General features: G+C 55.9%; 21 protein-coding genes and 1 pseudogene. 15 read left to right on the forward strand and 7 right to left on the reverse strand.

Going from position 1 to position 25,103, the window contains the following annotated elements; translation table 11 throughout:
- The first annotated feature begins 4 nt into the window (after positions 1-4).
- The 3 genes from RYB09_RS21455 to RYB09_RS21465 are packed head-to-tail and all read left to right on the forward strand — an operon-like array spanning position 5 to position 2,207.
- Entirely contained in the window at positions 5-796 is a 792-nt protein-coding gene (locus tag RYB09_RS21455) for an ABC transporter ATP-binding protein (RefSeq protein WP_058401350.1), read from the forward strand.
- Positions 793-1,572 carry an IucA/IucC family C-terminal-domain containing protein gene (locus tag RYB09_RS21460; RefSeq protein ID WP_058401351.1) on the forward strand — a complete coding sequence of 260 codons (780 nt, stop codon included), beginning with the start codon at positions 793-795 and terminating at the stop codon, positions 1,570-1,572. Before RYB09_RS21455 ends, RYB09_RS21460 begins: the two co-directional genes overlap by 4 nt.
- Positions 1,569-2,207 (forward strand): RraA family protein, encoded by a 639-nt coding sequence (locus RYB09_RS21465; protein ID WP_316890129.1) that lies wholly within the window; start codon positions 1,569-1,571, stop codon positions 2,205-2,207. The genes RYB09_RS21460 and RYB09_RS21465 overlap by 4 nt, the downstream gene beginning before the upstream one ends.
- 4 nt (positions 2,208-2,211) lie before the next feature.
- Here the strand turns inward: RYB09_RS21465 and RYB09_RS21470 are convergent, their stop codons facing one another.
- Positions 2,212-2,658, reverse strand: coding sequence for an NUDIX hydrolase (locus tag RYB09_RS21470; RefSeq protein ID WP_080394913.1), 447 nt, complete (start codon positions 2,656-2,658; stop codon positions 2,212-2,214).
- 252 nt (positions 2,659-2,910) lie between these two features.
- On the opposite strand from RYB09_RS21470, the gene RYB09_RS21475 reads away from it, so the two are divergent.
- Entirely contained in the window at positions 2,911-4,272 is a 1,362-nt protein-coding gene (locus RYB09_RS21475; RefSeq protein WP_080394912.1) for a PAS domain-containing methyl-accepting chemotaxis protein, read from the forward strand.
- A 154-nt stretch (positions 4,273-4,426) separates the two neighbouring features.
- Positions 4,427-6,028 (forward strand): putative bifunctional diguanylate cyclase/phosphodiesterase, encoded by a 1,602-nt coding sequence (locus RYB09_RS21480; RefSeq protein WP_316890130.1) that lies wholly within the window; start codon positions 4,427-4,429, stop codon positions 6,026-6,028.
- 45 nt (positions 6,029-6,073) lie between these two features.
- Here RYB09_RS21480 and RYB09_RS21485 read toward each other — a convergent pair whose 3' ends face one another.
- A complete protein-coding gene (locus RYB09_RS21485) occupies positions 6,074-7,192 on the reverse strand; it encodes a metallophosphoesterase (RefSeq protein ID WP_058408593.1) in 1,119 nt (372 codons plus the stop codon).
- A gap of 373 nt (positions 7,193-7,565) precedes the next feature.
- Here RYB09_RS21485 and RYB09_RS21490 point away from each other — a divergent pair, with 373 nt between their 5' ends.
- The 4 genes from RYB09_RS21490 to RYB09_RS21505 are packed head-to-tail and all read left to right on the forward strand — an operon-like array spanning position 7,566 to position 11,592.
- The gene (locus RYB09_RS21490) at positions 7,566-8,558 is read left to right on the forward strand and encodes a TRAP transporter substrate-binding protein (protein WP_316890131.1); all 993 of its coding nucleotides are present in this window, start codon (positions 7,566-7,568) and stop codon (positions 8,556-8,558) included.
- Positions 8,559-8,562: 4 nt separating this feature from the next.
- Positions 8,563-9,057, forward strand: a complete 495-nt coding sequence (locus tag RYB09_RS21495) for a TRAP transporter small permease (RefSeq protein WP_058401357.1) — start codon at positions 8,563-8,565, stop codon at positions 9,055-9,057.
- Positions 9,054-10,340 carry a TRAP transporter large permease gene (locus tag RYB09_RS21500; RefSeq protein WP_230018759.1) on the forward strand — a complete coding sequence of 429 codons (1,287 nt, stop codon included), beginning with the start codon at positions 9,054-9,056 and terminating at the stop codon, positions 10,338-10,340. The genes RYB09_RS21495 and RYB09_RS21500 overlap by 4 nt, the downstream gene beginning before the upstream one ends.
- Before the next feature lie 25 nt (positions 10,341-10,365).
- Positions 10,366-11,592, forward strand: coding sequence for an aminotransferase class III-fold pyridoxal phosphate-dependent enzyme (locus RYB09_RS21505; RefSeq protein ID WP_316890132.1), 1,227 nt, complete (start codon positions 10,366-10,368; stop codon positions 11,590-11,592).
- Here the strand turns inward: RYB09_RS21505 and RYB09_RS21510 are convergent.
- The 3 genes from RYB09_RS21510 to RYB09_RS21520 all read right to left on the reverse strand — a co-directional run bounded on the left by RYB09_RS21510 (position 11,565) and on the right by RYB09_RS21520 (position 14,837).
- The gene (locus tag RYB09_RS21510; protein ID WP_058408590.1) at positions 11,565-12,458 is read right to left on the reverse strand and encodes a LysR substrate-binding domain-containing protein; all 894 of its coding nucleotides are present in this window, start codon (positions 12,456-12,458) and stop codon (positions 11,565-11,567) included. The genes RYB09_RS21505 and RYB09_RS21510 overlap by 28 nt on opposite strands.
- Positions 12,459-12,547: 89 nt before the next feature.
- Positions 12,548-13,621, reverse strand: a complete 1,074-nt coding sequence (locus RYB09_RS21515; protein WP_058408589.1) for an NAD-dependent epimerase/dehydratase family protein — start codon at positions 13,619-13,621, stop codon at positions 12,548-12,550.
- Positions 13,622-13,769: 148 nt separating this feature from the next.
- On the reverse strand, positions 13,770-14,837 hold the full coding sequence (locus RYB09_RS21520; RefSeq protein ID WP_058408588.1) for an AraC family transcriptional regulator: 1,068 nt from the start codon (positions 14,835-14,837) through the stop codon (positions 13,770-13,772).
- Positions 14,838-15,101: 264 nt separating this feature from the next.
- Between RYB09_RS21520 and RYB09_RS21525 the strand changes: the two genes are divergently transcribed.
- The 3 genes from RYB09_RS21525 (at position 15,102) to RYB09_RS21535 (ending at position 18,620) form a co-directional block, all read left to right on the forward strand.
- The gene (locus RYB09_RS21525; RefSeq protein ID WP_410478325.1) at positions 15,102-16,472 is read left to right on the forward strand and encodes a flavin-containing monooxygenase; all 1,371 of its coding nucleotides are present in this window, start codon (positions 15,102-15,104) and stop codon (positions 16,470-16,472) included.
- Positions 16,469-17,317, forward strand: a complete 849-nt coding sequence (locus tag RYB09_RS21530; RefSeq protein ID WP_230018766.1) for an SDR family NAD(P)-dependent oxidoreductase — start codon at positions 16,469-16,471, stop codon at positions 17,315-17,317. Before RYB09_RS21525 ends, RYB09_RS21530 begins: the two co-directional genes overlap by 4 nt.
- Before the next feature lie 280 nt (positions 17,318-17,597).
- Positions 17,598-18,620 (forward strand): zinc-dependent alcohol dehydrogenase family protein, encoded by a 1,023-nt coding sequence (locus tag RYB09_RS21535; RefSeq protein ID WP_122258697.1) that lies wholly within the window; start codon positions 17,598-17,600, stop codon positions 18,618-18,620.
- A gap of 558 nt (positions 18,621-19,178) precedes the next feature.
- Here the strand turns inward: RYB09_RS21535 and RYB09_RS21540 are convergent.
- Entirely contained in the window at positions 19,179-20,033 is an 855-nt protein-coding gene (locus RYB09_RS21540; protein ID WP_316890137.1) for a helix-turn-helix transcriptional regulator, read from the reverse strand.
- Between the two features lie 1,023 nt (positions 20,034-21,056).
- Positions 21,057-21,869: a helix-turn-helix transcriptional regulator gene (locus tag RYB09_RS21545; RefSeq protein ID WP_080394911.1), complete on the reverse strand. Its 813-nt coding sequence runs from the start codon at positions 21,867-21,869 to the stop codon at positions 21,057-21,059.
- Positions 21,870-22,438: 569 nt separating this feature from the next.
- Here RYB09_RS21545 and RYB09_RS21550 point away from each other — a divergent pair.
- The 3 genes and pseudogenes from RYB09_RS21550 to RYB09_RS21560 form a co-directional block, all read left to right on the forward strand.
- Positions 22,439-23,614: an efflux RND transporter periplasmic adaptor subunit gene (locus RYB09_RS21550; RefSeq protein ID WP_193600970.1), complete on the forward strand. Its 1,176-nt coding sequence runs from the start codon at positions 22,439-22,441 to the stop codon at positions 23,612-23,614.
- A gap of 258 nt (positions 23,615-23,872) precedes the next feature.
- Complete coding sequence (locus tag RYB09_RS21555) at positions 23,873-24,475, forward strand: LysE family translocator (protein ID WP_080394910.1); 603 nt, start codon at positions 23,873-23,875, stop codon at positions 24,473-24,475.
- 89 nt (positions 24,476-24,564) lie between these two features.
- Positions 24,565-25,023: pseudogene (locus RYB09_RS21560) on the forward strand (helix-turn-helix domain-containing protein); the annotation flags it as partial.
- Positions 25,024-25,103: the final 80 nt, after the last annotated feature.

The following is a 25,103-nucleotide window of genomic DNA, read 5'->3' on the forward strand; positions in this document are numbered from 1 at the left end:
ACGGATGGCGTCAATCGCAACCCATGACCTGACCCTGAGTTACCAGCGGCAGGTGATCATCGACAGCCTTGATCTGCAGTTGCCCGCGGGCCAGGTGACCGTGCTGATCGGCAGTAACGGTTGCGGCAAAAGCACCTTGCTCAAATCCCTGGCGCGTCTGCTCAAGCCGCAGCAGGGCACTGTGGTGCTCAACGGTGCCGATATCCACCAGAAATCCACTGCTACGGTCGCGCGCGAACTGGCGATTCTCCCGCAAATGCCAAGCGCGCCAGAGGGCATCAGCGTACGTCAACTGGTGGCGCTGGGCCGTTATCCCTATCAGAACTGGATGCAGCAATGGTCCGTTCAGGATGAAGCCATGGTCGAACGGGCACTGGCGCAGACCGGTATGCAGGAACTGGCCGAGCGGCCCGTTGATGCCCTGTCAGGCGGCCAGCGTCAGCGCGCGTGGATCGCCATGACGCTGGCCCAGGATACCGACATCGTATTGCTGGATGAGCCGACGACCTTTCTCGACCTGGCTCATCAGATTGAAGTGCTGGACTTGTTACGCGACCTCAATCGCCAGGAAGGCAAGACCATCGTCATGGTCCTGCATGATCTGAACCTGGCTTGCCGTTATGCCGATCACATGGTCGCCGTCCACGAGCGCACCGCCTTCGCCCAGGGGCGTCCGGCCGACATCCTCAGTGAAGCACTGGTCAAGCAGGTCTTCGGCCTTAATTGCCGGATCATCGCCGACCCGTTCTTTGGTACGCCGCTGTGCATTCCCTTTGGCCGGGAACTGCCGCAATGAGCCTGGCACAGGCTTTCAGCGAGCCCGAATGGGCACTGCTGTCCGGGGCGTTGCGCCTTAAACACGCAGTTGACCGCGATACCCGCTCGTTGCCAGCCAGTGCGTTGCTGGACGAAAACGTGTGCGAACAATTGCTTGCAGCATTGGGGCCGGTCATCGGCTCTCCGACGCAGGCGATCACCGCGTCACTGCTGGCCAAGCGCTTTTCCTTCCTGAGCACCGGTGCCTGCCTGTACGCCATGTCGGTCTACGACAAGGGCTTGATCCTGTCGCTGGACAACAGCGTGATCGAATACGCACACGATGACGGCCTGTGGACCTCTTCAATGCCCTTGGACGACGTAGCACCTGTGGGTTATGAACCGGGTACCCGCGAGGCGTGGCGGGAGGTGATTGTCGGCACCTTGTTCCGCGACCTGCTGCAGCCGCTGTGGGAGACCTTCAACCGTATCACTGGCATTTCCCGGCGCATCCTCTGGGAAAACACCGCCGTACGTGTCTATTCGCTGTACGACAAACGCATGGAAAAGGTTGAAGATCCGGCGATTCGACAGCGCTATGAAGCCGATTTCGACTGGCTGCTGAATCAGGCCGACCCGGCGCTGTTCGGCCTGAACTACAACCCGTTGAAACATTTCCGCCGGCCACCGGTTTTACTGGAAGCCGAAGGCAAAAGCATCCGTTTTCGACGCACCTGCTGCTTCTATTACGACGCCAGCAACCCCGTCGAGTATTGCTCGACCTGCCCGTTATTGAGGCCAAAAAAATGTCGATGAACAAGCACATTGCACACCGCCAGCAACAGCTCAGCGACGCCGTGATAGAGCAATACCGGGGCATTGCCGCCTCCACCATCGGCCACCTGACCGACAGCGGCTATCTGCCAGGGATCAGACCGCTGTTCGACGGCGCTCGACTGGTCGGCAACGTGGTTACAGTCAAAGTAGAGCTGCCCGACGGCAGCATCCTGCGCGATGCATTGCTTAACAGTCTGCCTGGCGACGTGCTGGTCATTGAATGCGTCGGTGACGATCATTGCGCCTGCTGGGGCGAACTGCGTACCCTGACCGCGCTCATCAAAGGCCTGGCTGGCGTAGTCATCTCAGGTGCGGTTACCGACATCGCCGCCTTACGCGAACATCGTCTGCCGGTATTCAGCCGAGGTATCAGTGCGGTAACCACGCGAAGTCTGGGGGAACGTGGTGAACTCAATGGGCCGATCAATATCGGTGGGGTTGTCGTTAATCCGGGAGACATTGCCATTGGCGATGACGACGGAGTGTTCATCCTGAGTGCGCAGCAGGCGAGTGAGTTGTTGCCTGGGTTGCTGGCCAAGGAACAAGCGGACCATGAGAAACGGGAGGAGTTTTTGCGACGACTGGACAGGGATAAAGCACCTGCTGCCGGTTAGCACATTAATCCAGCAGAGACGCATTCTTGAGTAGATCATACAGCCCTTCAGGTACAAGCGTAGATTCACGGGTAAAACTGGAGCCAGAATGCCACGCGGCCTTGAAAGTTGCCCCGTCGCTTTCAAGGCCGTCCAGCCAGGGCTTCTTATAGATTTCTGCGTCGTCAAATCTTGCATCGTAGACCTGCACGATCTCGTGCCCTCGCTTGCCCGCGTAGGTAAAAATGCTCTCCAACGTGCCAATCAACCGAACGTTGCTGATCGAAAAGCCCAGTTCTTCATACACTTCCCGGACCACGGCATCGATACTCCGTTCGCCAAATTCAATGCCTCCGCCAAGAGGGCGAAAAAGCGTTTGCTTTGCAACGACGTCGTGAAATTCGTTGACCAGTATTTTTCCCTGGTGGTGAAAGACGCAAAGAGCGAGGGCACGAATGCGCGGTTCTGACATGAATAAATCTCCTTTCCAGCCTTCTGCATGACTATACACAGACGCCATCAGCGTGTTGTTCAGCTATTATTCAGGTGAATAGCTGATTGACAACCAGCTTACAGCTTCATTTCATGCGAACTTGTAATTAATCGTTATGCATTAACCGTTATCGTACGACCAAAAAGGCAACTTGGATCCCAAATAAGACTTCAGAATGTATACCAGGTTTTTCCGGCGTTTAGTTGGCGGGGCGCTAAAGATTTCGCTTCTATGACCGATGAAGGTGGCAAGCCCAAACTGTCCCGGATAGCCGCAATGTTTAACTCTCAGTTGAAAAAAACCAACAAGGCATTGGAGCGCCGCCTCGCCATGCTTGAACAGGCAGGGCAAATTCTGAATCTGGAGACAGTTGCCGCCGTTCTGGACGGGGCGGGCAAAGTGCAGTCAGTCAATGCCTTGTTCGAGACAGAGCTGAGCTATGCACAAGCCGAGATTGCCGGGCGCAGTCTTTCTGAACTGAGCCCGCCAGAACTGAGCGGTGATGTTCACCAGAAGCGCGCCCTGGCGGCTATTCGGGACGGCAAACATTTCAGCGGCACCTTGCGCCTGGTCAGCAAAACAGGGGCCATGGTGTGGTTGAGAACCGTGGTCGTTCCCTTTAAGAACGAAACCGGCGGCGTGGAGCAGATCACGCTGTACTCAAGCGTTTTGACGCGCACCATTGAAGCCTCTCGCGAGAACGAAGCCCTCGTGAACGCGCTGCAACGGTCCACCGCTGTTATTGACTTCACCCTCGATGGAATAGTCATTACAGCCAATGACAACTTTCTGAAAGCAATGGGTTACGAGTTACATCAGATAAAGGGAAAACATCACAAAATGTTTTGTTTGCCTGAAGAGTCTGCCTCCGACGCCTATACGCTGTTTTGGGAAAGGCTGCGTCGGGGTGAATTTATCGTTGACCGTTTCCGGCGCGTCGACAAGTCCGGTCGTGATGTATGGCTGGAAGCGTCCTATAACCCGATTACCGACGCCAATGGCAAGCTCTATAAAATCGCCAAGTTTGCGACGGTGATTACTGAACAGGTTGAGCGTGAGAAAGCTGTCGCTGAAGCGTCGGAGATGGCCTATCAAACATCTATCGATACCGACGGCAGTGCACAGCAAGGCCGAAAAGTCATCAAGGACACCCTGCAGATGCTGGGCCAACTGACAATTTCGATGGAAGAGGCCACGCGGGGCATCGAGGCACTGGACTCTCAAAGTCAGGTCATTGGAACGATCATAAAAACCATCAGTGGAATCGCCGAACAAACCAACCTGCTTGCGTTGAACGCAGCTATTGAAGCCGCGAGGGCGGGCGAACAGGGCAGGGGGTTCGCGGTGGTGGCCGACGAGGTACGCCAGTTGGCCTCCCGCACGACCAAAGCGGCAGAAGAAATCGTAAACGTCGTGAAGACCAATCAGAGCCTTGCTTCAGATGCCGTGGGTGTGATTGTGCGTAGTACCGAGCAGGCTTCCGAGGCGCTGGTGCTGGCTAACGATGCAGATCGTGTCATGCAGGAAATCCAGCAAGGCGCCAACACCGTAGTTCGAGCCGTCAGTCGGTTTGTCGATCAGCGCTCGAGTTAGTTGCAAACGGCGGAACACTATCGAGCCCGGTAGTGTTCCCGGTCATCATCCTGGCAAGGGGCAATAGGGCTTAGCGAATGCCGGTAAGCGTGAAGTCTGGCGACCGCTGAACTGCCTGCAGTCGTACACCTGCCGTCATTCGAGCGTAGCGTTCATGTCATTCATTCGCAGTCCGCACATGGTTCGTAAATACCTTTACACCCTGTTGTGGCTTTACCTGTTTTCTATTTTTTTGTTGGCCATGGCGTGGGAATTCAAGCTTGAGTCCTTCGCTATGTACGCCATGAACTTGCCGTATGATCAAGACTTCGAAGATGCCGAGCGTTGGCGTTTTGTATTGACGTCGACCGGGTTTGCGTTGCTGTCGATGGTCGTACCGTTCATTCTTTTGAAGCGCCTGATGCAACGCTTGCAAGACAGCTACAACGACTTGCTGAAGTCGCAGGCGCTCAGCGACTCTCTGGCCCGTCACGATCCTTTGTCTGGCCTGCTCAATCGGCGCGTGTTTCACGAGCAGCTGGTTGCGCGCCTGGAGCAGCCATCTTCGCAAACCGCCGTTTTCCTGATCGATCTGGATAAATTCAAGCTGATCAACGACACCCACGGGCATGCAGTGGGAGACGCGGCGATTTGCGCCGTTGCGGAAAGTCTGCGAGACGCGACAATAGGGTGGCAGGCTTCCGTAGCTCGACTCGGCGGGGACGAGTTCGGTCTGGCGGTCAGTGGTGACTTCAGTCAGGTTGAACTGGCAACGCTGGCTGAAAGTGTGTTGGCTAAAATCGCAGAGTCCAGTGCGAATTTTCCGCGTTTAGCGCTTAGTGCGACCCTGGGCATTGCAATTGCGCCGTTGGACGGTTCGGATGCCGACATCCTGCTGCAGCATGCCGACAGCGCCATGTACAGAGGCAAGAACGGCGGCCGCGCCACGTTTAACTTTTATGAAGTCAGTTTCGAGCGCGAACAACGCCAACAGGAGTTGTTCGCGCAGGAATTGAGACAGGCTATTGAGGAAAAAAAAATCCAGCCGTTCTATCAGCCTATTGTCAATCTTCCGGAGCAACGCCTCGCAGGGTTCGAACTATTGGCGCGATGGCTGCACCCCGAGCGCGGAATTATCATGCCGCTTGACTTCATACCCGTGGCAGAACAGCTGGGGCTAATCAAGCAGCTCACTGAAAGTCTCCTGCTTCAGGCCTTCGATCAGGCGCGTGACTGGCCGAGCGATTTTACGCTGGCCATCAACGTCACTTCATTGATGATCGAAAGTGTCGATTTTCCCGACTGGTTGGCGCACGTGGCCAGCGAAGGTAAATTCCCACTGAGACGGCTGGAAGTGGAAGTGACGGAAAATGCCCTTGTGGCCAACGTCGACAGTGCACGCCTGAACCTGGAGCGCTTGCGCGCTATGGGTGTGAGCGTAGCGCTGGACGATTTCGGTACGGGCTATTCAGGGCTTTATCATTTGACCAAACTGGCCATCGACAAGATAAAAATCGATAGATCGTTCTTTGATACGACTCTTGAGAACCAGAATGAGATGGTCAAGGCCATCCTCGCTCTGGGTAAAAGTCTGCGCATGAAAATCACCGCCGAGGGAGTCGAGCAAGAGGGGCTGGCAGACTGGTTAGCCTCCCATGAGTGCGATTTTGCTCAAGGTTACTTGTTCGGACGGCCCTTGCCTTTGGCCCAGGTGACAGCGTTGCTGGCAATGGCCGAGCCCGACGGGCCGGTAAGGGCGCGAGCCATTGCCGGGTAGCGCGAACGTTGGGCGCACGGGATATGGCGCCCCACTAATGGCAAGCTACATCGCCCGCCGAAGCGTAATCCGGGTCAACTCCGAAGGCTGGCCAAGACGAATGGCAAATCCGGGCCAGAGTGCGGTGCCGTTGTTGACGTACAGCTGCATCCCGCCGACATCATAAAGTCCCGACACAAATCCCCCGTTGGCCAGGGCCAGCAGGCGGTGAAGACCGAAGATCATTCCGCCATGGGTATGGCCGGAAAGTTGTACAGCAACGCCTTTAGCCGCAGTTTCTCGCGCGTTTCTGGGTTGATGGTCGAGCAGGATGATCGGGGTGTCTTTTGCGATGCCTGCTATGGCTTTTTCAACGTCTGGCGCGGGGAAGCCGGTCTTTGGTGCGGTCACATCGGTGACCCCGGCCAAAGCGATCCGTGCGCCGTCGCGCTCGATCAGGGTGTGGCTGTTGGCGAGTGGCACCATCCCCAGCGAGACAAAGTGCTGCATCCACGTCTGGTTGTCGAAAAAGTACTCATGATTACCGGGTATGACATACACGCCGTCCGGTGCCCGTAAATCGCGTAAAGCCTCGACATCCTGCTTTCGGTCGCTGAGCGAGCCATCGATCAGGTCGCCGGTGATGACGATCAGATCCACTCCCAGCGCATTCGACTGCTGCACCACCGCCTGTGTCCACGGCGCGTCAAACAGGCGACTGATATGCATGTCAGTCAGCTGCAATACCTTGTAGCCCTCGAATTGCACAGGCAGGTTTTTGATCGCGATCTGGATATCTTTCACAGGTGGCACGCGCACGGCCTGCTGCACGCCGATTGCCGCCAGCACCAGGGCCGCCACACCGATGACGTAGCGCAGATTGGCCGGAATGGTCAGTATTTTTCGGCGCAGCAACATCGTCAGCAACGTTCCGATATCGACGATGATTTGCAACACCGCAAGCAACAGGATCGCGCCAAACGCCCAGTTGAACAGCATCACAAGGTCGCGTGGAAATTCCGGCGAGAACACGCTTCCGGAGGAAAACCGGCAATACAGGTGATATTGCGAGGCTAGAACAAGCAGCAGAGCAACGGCAATTCTGGTTGATAGCGCCCACGGCATTGGCCACAAGAACCTGGCGATAACGTACAGGCAGGGCAGGCTGAACATAACGTGAAACATCAAAGCGCTCCTTTAGTCATCCGCCGATAGTAACGGCTCGCCTCTCGAGGCGTCGACCGATGGGTTCCGAGTCAGTTGACTGGGGTTTTCCTCACTTGATTCATAAGCGGATGAAGCAACACCCGATACTGGAAACGTGGTTGGGGCGCTTTCGGCTGCGGGCCCGGCTTTGCTCGCGATGATCCCCTCATGACGCGGATTTTCAGGGCCTGGCGCATTGACTGAGAACGTTGGAATGGCAGGAAGTGGCATCCATAAATAAATGTATAGATGCATTAAGCATCCTAATCGCAAAAAGCCATCTCTCAATTGACGCTACGGTCCGCACTCATGGTTAATGGCTGCAACGCTATTCAACGTAGGGTTCGCCGCCATGCTCAGATTCCCATCTCGTCTAAACGCTGTTCTCGGAGCCTTGACCGGGCTGGCTTTGCTGATCGGTGCAAATGCCGCAATGGCGGGCCAGACGTTACGTTTAGCCCACGCCTCAAGCTCCAGCAGCCTGATCAATCAGGCGATGACACGTTTTGCTGCCGAGGTCAGCGCTGAGACCAAGGGCGAATTGAACGTACAGGTCTATCCCGACGGGCAATTGGGTGACGAAGCGCCTATTGTCGATTCGGTCGGCGCAGGAGCCATCGACATTGGCCTGGGCGGCTCGACTGACGGCATTGATCCACGCCTGAATGCGCTGTCGCTGCCATTTCTGTTCGAAGATTCGGTCGCCGTGCATGCCTACCTCGATAGCGCAGCCGGCAAGAAATTCCTCAGCATGGGCCAGGATCATGGCTTCGTCATGCTCTCGGCGCTGGACTCTGGCTTTCGCCAGTTCGCCAACAGCAAACACCCGATACTTCAGCCCGCAGACCTCAGCGGCCTGAAAATACGTACGCCGCCTAACCCCGTGATCCTGGCAACCATCAAGCAACTGGGCGGTCTGGGGCAGTCGATTCCGTTTGGCGAGGTTTATACCTCGCTGCAATCGGGTGTAGTGGACGGTGTCGAGCCCGAGCTGCGCGATTTTTACGACCAGAAGTGGTACGAGGTCGCCAAATATGTCTCGCTCTCGAACTACGTGTGGTCGGCTAACTTCTGGTTCATCAACAAGGACAAGTACGAAAGCCTGAGCGCAACTGATCGGGCTGCTCTCGACAAGGCCGTGGTAGACACCACAGCCTGGTATCGCTCGCAGCTGGAAGCGGTGTACAGCAAGATTCAGCAGGAAATGCAGGGCAAAGGCGTGAAGTTCAATGACGTCAACCCGCGTCCATTCCGCGAGTTGAGCAACCCGGTGTATGCCCAGTTCGGCAAGGTCTGGGGCGAAGACTTCGTCAGCCAGCTGCGGCACGACGCGCAAGGCGAGTGACGCCATGTCTATCAGCCCGCATCCCGACCAACCACCCAGCAGCCTGGCTGAACGCTGCCTTGCTGTATTCGGCTCGCTGATGTTCGCCGTGACCTTTCTGTCCATTCTGGCGGGCGTCCTCTCGCGTTACCTGAATCTGCATGGCTTCGAATGGTCGTTCGAGATCGCCACCATCGGTTTTATCTGGGTGACGTTCATTGGCGCGGTGATCGCTGAAATCAGGCACGAGAACGTGCGATTCCAGGGGCTGGTGAGCATGCTGCCAGTCTCTCTGCAAAAGGCGCTGGATGCCTTTGCCAGCCTGGCCCTGCTGGGGATCAGCGCATGGCTGCTGAGCAGCGGTGTGGCGTTCATTTCACGCACTGGCTGGATGCCGACCCCTGTGCTGCGCTGGCCCGCGGGGCTGAGTTCACTGGCGTTGATCAGCGCCGCCGCGATGCTTGCGCTACTGGCTGTGGTTCGTCTGACACGCCTGATTCGCAACGGAGTACGCCCATGACCGTGCTGATCCTTTTTCTGGCGTTTTTCTGTTTGCTGATGGCGGGCTTGCCCGTCGTCTGGGCGATGGCCGGTGGCAGTATCGCGGCCCTGCTGTGGGGTGATCTGCACATGCCGCTGGCCTGGCTCGCCCAGCAGACACTGCGCGGCGCGGACTCATCCACCCTGGCCTCTATTCCATTGTTTCTGCTGGCCGGAGAGTTGATGAACCGTGGAGGCCTGACGCTGCGCATCATGCGCGTTGCGGAGCACTGTTTCGGGCGTTTGCGCGGCGGACTGGGGCTGGTGAACGTGGCCACTGCGTTCGTCTATGGCGGTCTGACCGGATCAGCCACAGCCGATACCGGTACCGTTGCCAAGGTCATGATTCCAGTGATGGAAGCACGCGGCTACCCACGTGCATTCGCCGCCGCTGTTACCGCAGCCTCTGGAACGCTGGGCATTATCGTACCGCCGAGCGTCATCCTTATCATGTTCGGCGTGCTGACCAATACGTCCATCGGTGGTCTGTTCATGGCCGGCGTGATCCCTGGCCTGATGCTCGCCGCAGTCTTCATGATGACCGCCTACATCGTCGGGGTTCGCGAGGGCTTTCCAAAAGCCGAAGGCAAGATGGACTGGGGCCTGTTCCTGCGTGACACCGGTGGTGCGCTGCCGGCATTGCTGATGCCGTTCATGGTGCTCGGGGCGATAGTGACCGGCTTTGCCACGGCCACCGAAGCGGCGTCGCTGTCGGTACTCTATGCGCTGTTCGTCGGCACCATTGTCTATCGACAACTGGGCTGGCGCGATCTGTTCCCGGCCGTGACCGAAGCGGTGACCACCACCGGCTCGGTAATGATCATCATGGCCGTGGCCATGCCGTTTGGCTGGATCCTGACCTTCGAACTGGTGCCCCATACCGTGGCCACCTGGATTGTCGGCCTGCATACCGGCCCGCTGGTCACCATATTGCTGGTGATTCTGGTGCTCAAGGTCGTCGGTTTCTGGCTTGACCTCGGCCCGGCCATGATCATCCTCGCGCCCATTCTGGTGCCCGTTGCCAAGGCGGCAGGTTTCGAGCCCTACCAGATCGGTCTGATCTTCACCATGACCCTGGGCTGGGGGCTGTTCACTCCGCCTATCGGCACCAACATCTTTGTGGTGTGCAATGTCGGGCGTATTGATATCGGCTCCGTCTCACGACGATTGATACCGTTCTGGATCGCCACGGCGTTTGCCATCGCCTTGCTGGTGTTTTTCCCGAATCTGACCCAATGGTTGCCCCGCGTCATGGGCTATTGATACCTCCCATTTCCTGAGAATAAAGATGAAACATTTGATCGGTGGAATTTCCAGCGGCGGCCGCGCTTTGCCCGAAATTGACGGCCAGGCTTTCAATGTCGCACGCTCTAACGGGCCGTGGCTGTGGGACAGCAAGGGCGTGCGTTACGTGGATACCGCAATGGGTTTTGGTGCAACCATGCTTGGCCATGCTCAGGTGGAGGTCATGGCCGCGGCCAGTGCAGCAATGCTCAACGGCCCGATGCCTTCCTTTGCCCACGCGGACGAGGAGGCCGCTGCTGCCGCATTGGCGACATTCACCGGCGATCTCAGCCAGGTGATATTCCTCAACACTGGCAGCGAAGCCGTGCACCTGGCCTGCCGCACCGCGCGCGTGGCGACGAGTCGCCAGCGCATTGTAAAGTTCGCTGCCGGCTATGATGGCTGGTACGACTCGGTAGCCTTTGGCAATGCGGGGCAGGCCTCGGCCTTGATGAGCGGCACAACCCGGCCTGAACGTGATGGCATGCTGCTGTTGCGCTACAACGATTTTGAGGATGCCGAACAACTGTTTCGCGATTACAGCGACATCGCGGCCCTGGTGGTGGAACCCGTGTTGGCCAACGCGGGCTGCATTGAGCCTGCGCCGGGCTATTTAAAGCACCTCAGCGATCTGGCTCACCGTAATGGCGCACTGGTTATCCTGGATGAAGTGTTGATGGGGTTGCGCCTGTGTCCAGGGCTGACCGGCACGCTGCTGGGTGCCGAGCCTGATCTGGCCACGGTCGGCAAGGCAATCGGCAGTGGTATTCCGGTCGCCGCGCTGGTTGGCAAACCCGAATACATGGGGCTTTTCGAGCAGGGAAAAATCGTACGCGCCGGCACCTACAGCGGAGCGCCGCCAGCGTGCGCTGCAGTACTGGCAACCCTCAAGCAACTGGCGACCGCCAACTATGCCGCACTGCTGACACGCGGTGACCAGCTGCGCGCCCAACTGGTCGCGGCCTTTGCCAGCAAAGGCATGGCCGTGAGCAGTACGGGTTACGGGTCAGTGTTCACGTTATGGCCCTCGGCGACGCCACCCAGAACCTACGCTGATGCGGCGCACGTGGCTGACAGCGCGTGGACGCTCGCGCTGCACAAGGCGCTGCGCCGCGAACGGGTCATGAGCATGCCGTTTGCCTTTGGCCGAACTTACCTGACCTTTGCGCATCAGGAAAAAGCGCTGCAAGCGGTGCTTGAAGGCTACAAAGCTGCAATCGCCTCGCTTTGAGACTCGCTTTCAGAACGGCTTTCGGCCTGAAAGCAATCACGGACGAAATGCGCCAGGCGGCGGGTATTCAACAGGGCATGTTCGGGCACCAGCAGCTCCAGTTCGATGCTCGGCAGCCGGGGCAACTGCTCGGATTTCAGGATGCGCCAGCCAGATGGAACAACTGAAGCGGGCAATACCGTCACCGAGTTGCCTAGCCGAACCGAATGCATGACGCCCGGTAGATGAGATGAAGAACTGACCACCCGCCAGGGCGTACCCAACAGATCCAGCGCCTCAATGATCTGCGGACGCGCCCGGCAGCTTTCGGTAAATAACGACAACGGCAAAACCTTCTGCTGCTCGGGAAAATGCCCCGGCGCTGCGCACCACAACATCGGTTCGCACCTAAGTAACTCACCCTGCACCTTGGTACCGGAGCGGGTGATGATCGCCAGGTCGATGCTACCTTCGGTAATCATGGACTCCAGGCGAGAAGAAAAATCACAGATGATTTCTACCTGCAGATGCGGATGGCGCAGGGTGAACGCCTGCATGAGCTCGCAGCCCAGCGACTCAAGATAGTCATCCGGCATGCCTATACGAACGCGAGTGGCTTCCTGCCCGCAATCGAGTGCGGCAAGCGCCTCGTCTTCGAGCATCTGGATACGCCTGGCGTAGCCGATCAGCCGTTCACCGTGCTCCGTCAGCGTAACGCCACGGCGAGATCGCTCCAACAGCTTGCGCCCGACCCGGGCCTCCAGCCGGCCCAGCATAAGGCTGACAGCTGCCTGGGTCTTGCCGATACGCTCACCGGCAGTGGTGAACCCGCCGCAATCGATGACAGCAACAAAAGCAGCAAGGCAATCGGTATCGAGATGGCGCATGGGGAGACCTCGGGTAAAACCTGGTAAGCGAGGTCTATGCACGTTCCATTCCGTTAAGTGCCGTTACGAGAAGTACAGCAACTTGAAAGTCACGACCGAAGCTTTTCATTCGCCTGGCTGTTGAGCTGACGCTGCATATCCCAGCAACGGTAATGATCTGTCAGCGTTTCCGTGATGGATCTATATTTGATGCCCAGATCATTCAGGCTGCGCTGGTTATCCACCACAAAGCGAATGCCGAGGTGCTTGCTCAGATAATCCTGAGTGAGCCCGAAGAATGGACCAATCAACCTGACAATAGCGTTGGGAATGCGGTAGCGCGGCAATAACCAGGGGCGTCGATGTAAGCGGCGCACAATGCCAGCTATTTCCACGAAAGAAATCATATGTTGTTCAGCAAGGATATAGCGACCCTGAGCGTCAGCCTTGTTTGCTGCGATGATATGGGCTGCCGCTACATCCCTGACGTCCACGGTAGTCAGACTCAGGTCGGGCATGCCATAGAAGAAGTAACCGCGGAACATTTCATCCAGAAGAAACAGGCTTCCGGAGTCCGAGGCAGGTGTAAGAGAAGGACCGAGAATCATGCCCGGATTGATAGTGACCAGACTCCAGCGCGTCTGCTTCTCGCAGATCCGCCATGCTTCTTTCTCGGCCTCTACCTTGGCGTAGTGATAGGGGTTGGTTTCAAGCGTGCTGCTGGTATTGAAATAGTCCTCGGTCAGGGTCTTGTTCTTCATGTGCAGAACGTCAATGTAATCGCCAAAGATTGCCCCGACGGTGGAGGTCATGACCACACGAAGGACACTGGGCGTTTTATCGACACTGCTCAGAACGTTCCGGGTGCCCTGCAGTGCAGGATCGAGCATTTCCCGGCGGCCGTCCTTTATTTTTTCAGGCAACAGAAAGGGCGACGCCACATGATGGACAACCGTACAGTCGTGCATGGGCGCATCAAACGCGCCATCTACAAGAAGGTCAGCCTCGAATAAGTAAAGTTTGCCTGGATATTGCTTTTGCAACGTCAGCAGAGGAAGCACTTTTGCCCTGTTGGTGAGGTTGCGCACGGTGGTATTGACGATATTGCCGCTGGCAAGCAGTTGCTGAATCAAGTGGCAGCCCACAAAACCGCCACCCCCGGTAACAAGCACTCGTTCTGTCATCGCGGCCCATCTCTTGTTTGATTATTTATGGAGAGCAGAGAGCTACGATAAACAACCGGTCACAGAACGATCAGGGGTTGAGCGGACACAAAAGGGGGCGGCAGCGGACGTTCGATGATCACGTATGTTCTAGCGAGTACATGAAAACTCAGGAAGTTGACAGGCGCTGGATGTCTTTTCGAAATTGTTGAATTTCGTATCTGGCCTCGCGGGGCGTTACCCCGGTCCAGCGTTTGAACGCTCGACGGAAATCACGAATATCGCTGAAGCCGGTTTCAGTCGCAACGTCGATCAATTTCGTTTCACGGTGGCTCAGGAGTGACAATGCCCTGGCCCTGCGTAGCGAGTCGATAACGCCCTGATAGGATTGGCCCGCCTCGTCAAGACGACGCCTTAAGGTGCGTTCGCCGATATTGAGCTGTTGCGCAAGGTCATTGAGTGACGGCGGAGCGCAGAGACGCTTGCGTATTTCCCGTTGAACGGTTTCGACAAGATCTGACGTGCCTTTATCTTCCCAGTTTGCACTGTCCAGCAACTCTGCCACTTCTGCAGCCACGAAGTCATCGCGCGTCAACAATGGAATGTCCAGCCACCGGGCATCGAATTCGATCAGGTTGTGAGCACCGGCAAATACCACCGGGCAGCGGAATATTTCGCTGTATCGTTGCCGGTGCGCAGGCTCTGGATACTCAAGCTCGATGCGGCTGGGGAGCATCTCATGATGCCCAGTCAGATGTCGGGCGATGGCCATCGCGCTGGCGAATGCCTCTTCCAGATAAAAGCTGATCACGTCAGGGTCAAAGAACTGCGGCACCATGTAGGTCAGGCAGCGACCTTCATGAAGCTCCATTCTATGGCGAAGCAGGGCACCGGCATGTTTCTGATAACGGAGAGCCAGATCCAGCGCGTCACCCAGCGTGGGACTGGCCTGCATACCCAGTCCGACAATGCCCCATGACACTGCTGTCTGGCGCTCGCCGACCGACAGACCCAAGCCGTCATCACCCAGCACCGTGATTGTTCGGCGTACCAGCAGGTTGCTTTGCCGATGCGACAGAAGATAGCCGGGCTTTTTCAGGTCATCAGGGGCAAAACCCAGGCCACGGCATAGCCACTCGGCATCGACGCCACGTTCGGTCGCATATTGCAGGAGCATGCGCGATACCTGCGGCGGAGCCGAGGCTTCAGAGAACAGTGGGTCAGCAATGAGTTTCATGTTGATCCGGACCTTTTACAAACAGGTTTTATTGTTTTATCGAATCACAGCATGCCTGAAAAAGCAGCCAAAACACCCCTCGAATCGTTAAATTAATCATCGACCCGATCAGGCAGCCGAACAAGTCCGTTACCACCCCCTTTTACGTCCATTGGCCCCCTGCATGCTCCGTGTCTCCTTGGCTAACTTAGGGTTCTCGCTGTTGAACCCGAGGAATACAAAGTGAGCCACGACAACAACAAGATCCACGATTGCGCCGACGCGGTGTGCATTATCGGAAGCGGCCCTGGCGGGCTGTGCATGGCGAGGGCGCTCAAGCGCCAAGGCCTCGATTACGAGCAGTTCGAGCGACACAGCGAAGTGGGAGGCGTATGGGATATCAATAATCCCGGAACCCCGATGTACCAATCGGCGCACTTTATCTCCTCTCGCGATCAGTCAGGGTTTATCGACTATCCCATGCCCGCGCACTTTCCCGATTATCCGAGCAATCGACAGATTTTCGAGTACGTTCGCTCTTTTGCGATGGCGTTCGATCTGTACGACAGGATCCGTTTCAACACTGCGGTCAAAGACGTAGAAAAAGAACAGGATGGACGCTGGCTAGTCACGCTGGCCAACGGTGAACGACGCCGCTATCGCGCGGTGGTGTGTGCCACCGGCTGTAACTGGGACCCGAACATGCCCGAAGTGAAAGGCCAGTTTGAAGGCACCGTTCGGCACTCGGTAACGTACAAGAACCCCGACGAATTCAAGGGCAAGCGGGTGATGGTCATCGGCGCGGGCAACTCCGGTGCCGATATTGCCTGCGATGCGGCCAAACATGCCGATAAAGCCTTTATCAGCATGCGTCGCGGCTACCACCTCATTCCCAAACATCTGTTCGGAATGCCGGTTGATGAATTCGGTGAAAAGGGACCGCAACTGCCAATGTGGCTGGCGCGCCCGGTTTTCCAGACGATTTTGCGGGTCATCAATGGTGATACCCGGCGCTTTGGCTTGCCCAGGCCGGACCACAAGCTCTTTGAAAGCCACCCGTTGCTCAATACCCAGTTGCTGCACTACCTGCAGCACGGCGATATTCAGGTAAAGCCGGACGTGTCCCACTACGAGGGTCGGCACGTGGTGTTCAAAGACGGCACGCGTGAGCCGCTCGATCTGGTGCTCTATGCCACCGGGTATAAATGGAGCTGCCCCTATGCCGCGAAATATTTCGAGTGGCAGGGCGGTCGGCCCCGGTTGTACCTGTCTATTTTCAGTCGTGAGCATCACAACCTGTTCGGCATCGGGTACGTCGAGACCAACTCGAGCGCCTATAAGCTGTTTGATAGCGAGGCGCATGCTGTCGCTTGTTACTTGCGTGACCAATTGCATCAGAAAGCCCAGGCCAGTCATTTCGATCAGTTGATTGCTACCGACGACCCGGATCTTTCCGGGGGAATCAAGTTCGTCAAATCCCAACGCCACGAGGTGTACCTGGAGGCGCATGCGCTCAAGAAATACCTGCGCAAGCTGTTTCACAGCCTAGGCTGGCCTGCGGTCGAAGAGGGCTATTACAAAAGCCTGCGTAAAGGTGCTGGCTATATTGCTGCGCCAATGCAACAGAAGGTCGCCATTCAGGAGACGTGCTTATGAAAACGGTGGTTCTGATTACCGGCGCGGCCGGCGGCATTGGCCAGGCGATCTGCGCCCAGCTGATCCGCAGGGGCATGCAACTGATACTGGCTGACATCGACGAAAAGCAGCTGCGCATGCTGGCTGAAAACCTCGGCGAAGATGCTTTTCCCTATGTAGTTGATCTGACCGACCAAGAAAGCCTGGCAGGCTTGATGACCTACATAGAGTCAGAGTTTGGCCGACTTGACGTGTTGATCAACAATGCCGCCATTGCAGTAGTCGAAGCGTTTGATACACGCTCGGTGGAAAGCATCAGTCGAGAGCTCAACATCAATCTCGTCGCACCGCTGATCCTGACTCGCATGGCCATTCCGTTGCTCAAGCGATCGAGCGACGCCCGGATCATATCCACTGTTTCACTGGGGGGCCTATTTCCCACGCCCGAATCACCGATCTACTGCGCCAGCAAGTTCGGACTGCGCGGCGCAATGCTCTCGATCGGACTGGATCTGGCCGAGAAGGGCATCAAGGTCGGTTCCATCCTGCCAACCGCGACAGACACCCAAATGCTGCGCAAGGAAGCGATCGAAGGCGGCAACGCTTTACAGTTCATTGCACCGCCACAATCGCCGGACGACGTCGCACGTCAGGTGTTACTCATGCTCGACAAACCGTGTCTGGAACGGACACCGAAACCGAGCGAATCCTTGGCATCCAGTCTGGCTATGCTGTTCCCCAACCTGTTGCCGCGCACCACCCGATTGCTGCAAAAGCGCGGAGAGAAAGGCATGAAGAAGTACATCGAGTCGCTCGGCGAGCGTGGCCTGGCGCACCGGGTGGAGGGGGTTTGGCGTTTGAAATAGCAGTCGTCTGTGCTGCGGAAAATACAGAGCGTTTCAGGGCTAAGGGCTTGCGGACATCGTTCGTCCAGGGGCGATGACAGTTGATCGAACCGGACGGACGGTTGCGTGGAGATCATTGAAAAGCGGCGCGCTGATGCCAGTGCGGAACTTGCTGCTCGGCCATAAGCAGGTATCGTGTGGGCGTCAGGTTGTAACTGCACAGCTCTGAGCAGGCTACAACTGTATTTTTCGAGGCGTGATATGTGCAGCCCTTCGCGCCGACGATACAAGGATTATTTTAATGAAAGCTTTTCAGATCGGATCTCAACAAGGCCTTGACGCCCTGACCGCGACCACTCGACCCGAGCCGGTTGCCGGACCGGGGCAAGCCATTGTGGCGCCTCGTCTGGTGAGTCTCATCAGTCGTGATGTCCAGATCCTTCATGGCGTTTACGGTGCCAGACAGGAGCCAGAGCGCATTCCGGTTTCCGAAGGTGTGGGCGAGGTCATCGCTGTAGGCGAGGGCGTCAGTCAGGTCAAAGTGGGTGACCGGGTTATCTGCGGTCACTTCCCGGACTGGCTGGAAGGCCCATTCAGAATCGACGTGTTTGCCCATGACGTCGGTGTAACCCACGACGGCTGGCTGGCGGAAAAAGTCGTATTACCCGCCGCAGCGTTGATTCGCGTGCCGGACTCGCTGGCTGACCAGGATGTTGCCGCGCTGGCATCTGCGGGCCTGACAGCCTGGAACGCGCTGATGGAAGTGTGCAAGGTCAAACCGGGCGAGCTGGTCCTTTGTCTGGGAACCGGCGGGGTGGCGCTGGCCGCTTTGAAGCTTGCCAGGCTCCACGGCGCGCGCGTGGCAATCACCTCATCAAGTGACGAAAAACTGGACATCGCCCGCCAGATGGGCGCGGAAATCACCATCAATTATCGAACACACCCTGACTGGGCTGCGCAAGTCATGGCGCTCACCAATAACACCGGTGCGGACATCATCCTCGAAACCGGAGGCCAGGACACCCTGGGGCAATCCATCGCTGCCGCTTCCGTCAACGGACGTATCGCGGTCATTGGTGTGACTCCAGGGCAGCACTCTCCGATTCCCGATTACCTGTCCCTCATCCTGAAAAATGTAACCATCAGGGGCATTGCCAATGGTAGCCGCGCGATGTTTACCGACCTCATACGCGCAATCGAGGCAAATGGGGTTGAAACCGTCGTTGCCAGGACGTTCAAATTTGCTGATGCACCCCAGGCCTATGCTTATTTTGCTGCGGCAAAGCATATAGGGAAGGTGTTGATCGAGTTTGAGCGCGACTGAGGGCAGAGCACAGGATCATCTGGAGAATGGCGAAAGGCTTACACGAGCTGGAGTGGATCCACTCTGTACGGCGCCACTGCGAAGGAGCAATCTACACCCATCAACTGCAAGCGCAGGAAGCGCTTCACAGGTCACGGATGATCACCATTGCCGGGATGGCTACCGACAGGATGTTGGAATGGTATTGATGGAAAAAACAACCCGCTTCGGCGGGTTTTTTTATGCGCGCAAGGAATGGGCGCGCCTGCAAACGTAATCGGCAACGGTTTCGCGAATGACTTGAAGATGAGGGGCCTATGCAGACGCATACTCAAGCCCAAAGGCGGCGAAAGGTGTCGTGTCGGGCGGGATCAGCAGCCGAGTCCAGCTGCGGCGACGATAAGTTCGAGGTTCTTGCCCTCGACTTTTATACGTCGAGCGGTGCGGTGATGATAGTTGGCGAATGCCGGATGGCGCAGCGGTAGCGAATCGAGGCGTGGATCAACCGGTCGACAGATCGCACCGCTGCATGATGGGAGAATCTTTGAAAGTGATGCAACAATAAAAAACCGCCTCCGCTCAGACCGCCTTCTGAAGCATCTCGACAGCGACGGGACGCTGCACCCGGTGTGCGGCATGCAGCCATCGAAGCAGTGCACTACGACCACCGATGCTCATTTTTATCGCTGCGCGCTTGAAGTAGCTTTCCACTGTGCTGACTTTCAGATCAAGCCTGTCCGCCAGTTGAGGCACAGTGAGACCCGCCAGCAGCCCTACGCAGACTTCGGTTTCGCGGGAAGACAGGCTAAGTTCCGATGCCTCAAGGCGACTGAGGAAACGCTGGCGCAGGCCTTCCATGGCATCATTGTTTTTCAAGCTGTTCATGGCAGATGAGGGTGTTGTCGAAACAAGGGTAGGGGTCACGGTTGCAATGTGTTGCTTCACGATCGGCAAAACGACGCAGGATAAGTCCTTGAGCTGAGCACGCTCCTGACTGGTGAATGCCTTGGCAGAGGGGGCTCGATAAACCGACAGTACATATTGCCCCTTGCCCGGGTACGCGAGGTGTACCTGGGGGCGAGAAGCATGAGCCTGAAGGTGACCTGGATTTTTTTGCGCATTGTAGGCCGGCGATTCAAACCTGATGGATTTATCGACCCGTGTATCTGCCAGCTCTGTGGGGCTCAGCAGAACAGGCTCAAGGCGCCTGCTATCGATACCTTGGTTGAGCACCTGGTGCAAATTTCCACCAAATGCACCAATGGGGGGAGCGCCGGCCGCTTCGCTCGTAGACCGAGTAAGCCCTTGAATGACATGGGTAGCATCCACGGGGAGCGAGGCCGTGATCATCTCATGGAGCAGGCGGGCGAAGTGGCGGCTTCCGATACCGGAGATCACTTTGCCAAGATGCGGGAAGAGCTGTTGCATGTTCATCGGTATTCCTTTTTCCGTTTAAAAAGAGACACGCCAAGGCGCAGCCTTGATTCAGCAGATGAGTTCAGGAGTGCATTGTCTTTTCGAAGACTGCAGTCAAACAGGTTGTATGTAGACCTTAATATAATGTTCACGCTTACTGAACAGAGGCTGAATCTGAAGCCATAGCGAACGACGCCGAAGAGCATGCCGTAATAAAAAGTCAATCGTGTTACGGAAAACGAGAACACTTGCCATGATCAATACACCTTATTAGAACGATCTTTTTATCGATTTTTATTGAACTTGGCATTGCCGTGGAAGAGCAGGTAAATACGAATCACTCTGGGTAATGGCAGCTGTATAGGAAGATACACCGCGCACGACGGGCCTCTGCAGGGCCTGTAGCAACGTAGCAAAGACATTCGATGGCATAGGCATGATGGTCCACTCCTATCAATATCCATGTTGTCAGCGTATCAAAACAGGTCGCTGGTGGTACGGGGGAGTGCAACACTGTGTTTATATTAAGGCAATCATACTAATCACAGACAAGTCGAAAAAAGTTGGCCGATGACCTAAGACCGGCGAAAGCCTGCAGGGTTCAAAATTCACGTCTAGATTATAATAAAAAAAACACAATGAAAAGAAAAGTAGTGGGCCAGGCGATTTTAAACAGACAGGCGAATGAGGCGTTATCTGGTACGTTAGTGCAAATGGGCTGCGCAGAGTAAAAGACATTTTTCAGAGCACGCTTGTTTTTATTTTATGTCTGCCGGTTTTCCTGCAGATCATTTGTTAATTCTTTCTCGCGGAACCGTAGCCTCACTCGGTTTAGCCGATTGACTGGCTGCGCGAGACGATTGGGCAGGAGACGGCTTTCTGCGGGGAAGGTGAACGCGGAGCGTCCGGCAACGTGATGCCACTTTGCAAGCCACCCCGGCAACGTGCTTCTGCCAGCATTTGGCTATCATGGTTGATACCGCCAGAGCACCTGGTACGAGATGCGTCATACCGCGTACCTTTAAGCTCATCCGCCAAAACTCAGGCCATTTGGGCGACGCCTGTCATCCACTTGACCAACCCGTGTCGTCCTTTCACACCAAGCTTGGCCGCAGCACGCTTCAGATAGGTCTCGATGGAGCTGTTTTTGACGTGAAGCTTGTCGGCCAGCTCCGGAACAGTCGCCCCGGCAAGTATGCCAAGGCAGATTTCCTTTTCACGGAGTGACAATCTGACCTCGGAATGGCTGAGCTTTTCGTTGAACTCGCGCTGAAGCTGCTGCCCGCCCTGGGTGACCGCATCGTTGTCAGCATGCGCAGTGCACAATGTTCGGGTGGTCTGAGCGTGCCGCTCCAACAGTGGCAGCAGGGCCTCTGAAAAATTCTTTAAAAACGATAATTCGTGCAGCGAAAAGTCACGTTGGTGATGTTGGCGGTGCAAGGAGATGACGCAGCGTCTGTTCGACTTGCGCGACACCAGACTGCAATGGTAGGTACCCGCCGAACCAGAGCTGGCCGGTCCAGTGCAACTACTAAAGGGTGGCTTCAGATGAATGAGCAGGAAGTCGTCCACATTGACCATTCGAGCGAGCAGCATGTCGTGGTCCTGCGAAACCGTCAGATTCACCGGCTTCTGCTCAGCGTACTCTCGCCCAAGGGGCTGAATGCTGATGATGCTGCCTTCATTCTCGTCAATCGTCCATTCACTCAGGTCCAGGAAATCGATCGGTACGGTGGCCGCGATGATCTGATACATATTCGAAGCAAATCTTGCATCGCCTACGCTCGAGATCAGTTTTCCCAATTCCAGAAAATACGCTGACTGGTCACCCGTCATTCGTAAATTGGCTTTCATTACACATTTGCCCCCATGGCGTTAGTCTCCAGTTAAACCAAAAGCAACCTCATCTCACATACTGCTCAGCCCTCTCGATGCCTGACATTAAGCATAATGTAAGATTGTAGGACAATACTACTAGCGCGTTAAAGAATTTACACATAGCGACTATTCCTAGTCTGTAGGGGAAAGGGGGGACAAATGGCTCGATACAGGCAGATGCTCTATTTTCGACACGGTTCTGTAACGCCTGCCAAGGCCGGTAGTGGCAATAGGATGTTTCGTCTCAGAATAAAGATGCTCTAAATGCCATGGCTGCTACAGGAAAATCAGGCGAATATGGCCGCCAAATAGTGACGTTTAAATTGAGACATTCCACTTGTGTGTGGTCTCCGAAATAATGTCCCTGAATGCGGGGACAGACGGACGTACGACCTGATGTTTACATAAGCACGTGACTGCAGGGACGTTTGCTGCTGCACGAAACAGTCGCGGTGGCGCGGGGAGATTCTCATGTACGCCCTTTATTTCGGTGTTGAACAGTTGATCCAGACGAGATCAATAATTCCTGTTGAGCGGGAAATACAGTGAGGATTTTCGGATTTTTCAGGAAATTGAATTTCCGCAAAATCCTTTTAAGGATCGTATTGATTGATCTGGCGTTCTCGCTGGCTGGCTATGCCTTCTATAAGGGCGTTAGCGGTGAAGAAGAGCCTGTTTTTCTATCCGCCGCAGCGGAAATAACGGATATCGAACACGCCGTACTGGCACAAGGCGTGCTGCAGGGCCGTAATCAGGTGGACGTAGGGGCTCAGGTTTCCGGGCAATTGCAGTCACTGAAAGTCGCGCCAGGTGACAAGGCCCGGAAAAATCAGCTATTGGCAGTAATCGACCCGCTGCCAGCAAAAAACGCTTTGCGACAGGCCGCTGTGAAGGTCGAGCAACTCACTGCAGAGCGGGACGCGACCGTTCATAAATTGACGCTGGCAGAATCGAATTACCGCAGATATCGAGAGCTGGGTTCAACGATGGCCGTTTCTAAAGCGGATCAGGACAACGCCCGATTTGAGCTCGAGAACGAGCGCGCCAACCTGACGTCGCTCTCCGCGCAGTTACAAAAGGCCCGCATCAACGAAGAGGCCTCCCGTATCAAGCTCGAATACACACGAATCCTGGCACCCATGGATGGTCAGATCCTCGCTATTGTCACCCAGGAGGGCCAGACGGTCATCGCAGACCAGATCGCACCGGTCATTCTGAAGATGGCGCAACTCGACACAATGACCGTAAAGGCGCAGGTTTCCGAAGCCGACGTGGTCAAGATCAAGCCCGGGCTTGCGGCTTACTTCACCATCCCGGGCGATCCGGACACACGCTATACCAGCACCCTGAGCGCCATGGAGCCTGGCCCTCTGGACGCTGCGAGCTCGTCCGGCGGATCAGGCGAAAACAAAAAGGCCGTGTTCTACAACGCTCTATTCGACGTACCCAACCCCCAGGGCCGGTTCTACATCAACATGACCGCCAACGTCAGGATAGTGCTCGAAGCGAAGACCGGAGTATTGACGATTCCTGTTGGCGCGCTGGGCGAACGTCGGGAAGACGGGACTTACAGCGTACGGGTATTGGGCGAGGATAACGAAGTCAGGACACAGCAAATAGAGTCAGGGATCAATAATCAGGTAAGGGTTGAAGTACTTTCGGGGTTGAAAGTTGGAGACAGGGTTGTCATTGGGGAGGCTGGGGGCGGTCAAGGTGTGTGACGGTATGGCAATGACGTGCCGGGCAACAAAAAACGTCCTGAAGGCCTTTCATTCGACGTTAACGCAATAATGGAACACGACTAAGACTGGCTTGACTCATTGGGCGGAGCGTTTTTCCTCACGTCGTGAGGGCCGTAAACGTCGATGCTTGCTTTAGAACTTCCCTGAACACCTGGGTGCTGGCACTGCACACCAGTAGTTTTCCTTTTTTTGGGAAATAAAGGGGTTGAAAAATACATCTATTCTGGAGTGTTGGTGATGACCATGTATTACGTCGCAATTGCAATGCTCACGCTGCTGCTGGTGCCGGGACCGACCAATTCGCTGCTGCTCCAGTCCGGGGTCAATCGCGGCCTTGGTATGTATTCACTGAAGTTGATTGCTGCCGAATGGACGGCCTATCTGATTCAGATTACCGCCTGGGGTATGTCCATTGACGCACTCGCGAATTATGGGTGGGTGGTGATAATGACCAAGATCCTGGCAGTGGCTTTTCTGTTTTACATTTCTCTGAAACTATGGTTTTCAACGCATCAGGACACAGACGGAAAGCCCGCTGTGATCTCGATATCGGCATTATTTCTGGCAACACTAAACAATCCGAAAGGGCTTTTTTTTGCGACGTTCATAGCGCCCGCCGGCACCTTCTTGCAGTTCGAAAGTTATGTTTCATTCATGACGGTATTTTCGTTGGTCGTTCTGCCTGTGGGCATAGCGTGGGTCGGACTGGGCGCTCTGTGTGGCCGAAGCCTGCCAACGCTGATGTCGAGCAATCGAGTCAATAGATTAGTGTCATTAGTGATTGGGCTGTTCGCGATTATTGCGTTGTATAACGTGGCTTCAACAGCGCTATTCACCTGACCTGCCAATACGCGTTTGCAGGCCGTATTTTAAATACATATCTAACACTGGCGGTCTGTTTGTGTTCAGTCAGTGCGTGGAGCAGTCATATGAACTCTCAGGACATCGTGCTTAGCGACGATGAGGAAAGAGAACTGAGTCGGCGCGTAAATGCTTCAGCCACTGTCAGTCAACGCGAATCTCGCCGGGCGCTGGTGATTTTGCTGGCGTCTCAAAAGCTGTCTCGTAACGAGATTGCCTGGTTGACTGGTCTCTCCGTTGTTTCAGTCACGCGCTGGTGCAAGCGTTTTCAAGAGCTGCGGCTGCAAGGTCTGATGGATCTGCCCGGAAGAGGGCGCAAGCCGTCCCTGCCGGCTGAAGCGCTGAGACTGACCCTTGAGCAAGTCACTAAGCCACGTACCGATCAGGCTCGCTGGAGCTGTCGAAGCATGGCACGAGTCGCTGGCATATCACCGGCCAGCGTTCAACGCATCTGGGCCGCAAACGGCATAAAGCCACACCTGACATGCGCTATTGAGTTGCCCGACGATCCGGACTTGAAAGATAAATCCTGAGACGTTATTGCGTCGTGAATGCTGGGCAGGACGCTCGCTCGCGACGCGATATGCCAGACGCCCTGATTGATGGC

Origin of the sequence: Pseudomonas syringae group sp. J254-4 (assembly GCF_032586855.1) — a bacterium.
GTDB lineage: Bacteria > Pseudomonadota > Gammaproteobacteria > Pseudomonadales > Pseudomonadaceae > Aquipseudomonas > Aquipseudomonas amygdali.

Coding starts and splice junctions, on each gene's coding strand:
- RYB09_RS21455 (WP_058401350.1), top strand. CDS start 5: ATGGCGTCAATCGCAACCCATGACCTGACCCTGAGTTACCAGCGGCAG.
- RYB09_RS21460 (WP_058401351.1), top strand. CDS start 793: ATGAGCCTGGCACAGGCTTTCAGCGAGCCCGAATGGGCACTGCTGTCC.
- RYB09_RS21465 (WP_316890129.1), top strand. CDS start 1,569: ATGAACAAGCACATTGCACACCGCCAGCAACAGCTCAGCGACGCCGTG.
- RYB09_RS21470 (WP_080394913.1), bottom strand. CDS start 2,658: ATGTCAGAACCGCGCATTCGTGCCCTCGCTCTTTGCGTCTTTCACCAC.
- RYB09_RS21475 (WP_080394912.1), top strand. CDS start 2,911: ATGACCGATGAAGGTGGCAAGCCCAAACTGTCCCGGATAGCCGCAATG.
- RYB09_RS21480 (WP_316890130.1), top strand. CDS start 4,427: ATGTCATTCATTCGCAGTCCGCACATGGTTCGTAAATACCTTTACACC.
- RYB09_RS21485 (WP_058408593.1), bottom strand. CDS start 7,192: ATGTTTCACGTTATGTTCAGCCTGCCCTGCCTGTACGTTATCGCCAGG.
- RYB09_RS21490 (WP_316890131.1), top strand. CDS start 7,566: ATGCTCAGATTCCCATCTCGTCTAAACGCTGTTCTCGGAGCCTTGACC.
- RYB09_RS21495 (WP_058401357.1), top strand. CDS start 8,563: ATGTCTATCAGCCCGCATCCCGACCAACCACCCAGCAGCCTGGCTGAA.
- RYB09_RS21500 (WP_230018759.1), top strand. CDS start 9,054: ATGACCGTGCTGATCCTTTTTCTGGCGTTTTTCTGTTTGCTGATGGCG.
- RYB09_RS21505 (WP_316890132.1), top strand. CDS start 10,366: ATGAAACATTTGATCGGTGGAATTTCCAGCGGCGGCCGCGCTTTGCCC.
- RYB09_RS21510 (WP_058408590.1), bottom strand. CDS start 12,458: ATGCGCCATCTCGATACCGATTGCCTTGCTGCTTTTGTTGCTGTCATC.
- RYB09_RS21515 (WP_058408589.1), bottom strand. CDS start 13,621: ATGACAGAACGAGTGCTTGTTACCGGGGGTGGCGGTTTTGTGGGCTGC.
- RYB09_RS21520 (WP_058408588.1), bottom strand. CDS start 14,837: ATGAAACTCATTGCTGACCCACTGTTCTCTGAAGCCTCGGCTCCGCCG.
- RYB09_RS21530 (WP_230018766.1), top strand. CDS start 16,469: ATGAAAACGGTGGTTCTGATTACCGGCGCGGCCGGCGGCATTGGCCAG.
- RYB09_RS21535 (WP_122258697.1), top strand. CDS start 17,598: ATGAAAGCTTTTCAGATCGGATCTCAACAAGGCCTTGACGCCCTGACC.
- RYB09_RS21540 (WP_316890137.1), bottom strand. CDS start 20,033: ATGAACATGCAACAGCTCTTCCCGCATCTTGGCAAAGTGATCTCCGGT.
- RYB09_RS21545 (WP_080394911.1), bottom strand. CDS start 21,869: ATGAAAGCCAATTTACGAATGACGGGTGACCAGTCAGCGTATTTTCTG.
- RYB09_RS21555 (WP_080394910.1), top strand. CDS start 23,873: ATGACCATGTATTACGTCGCAATTGCAATGCTCACGCTGCTGCTGGTG.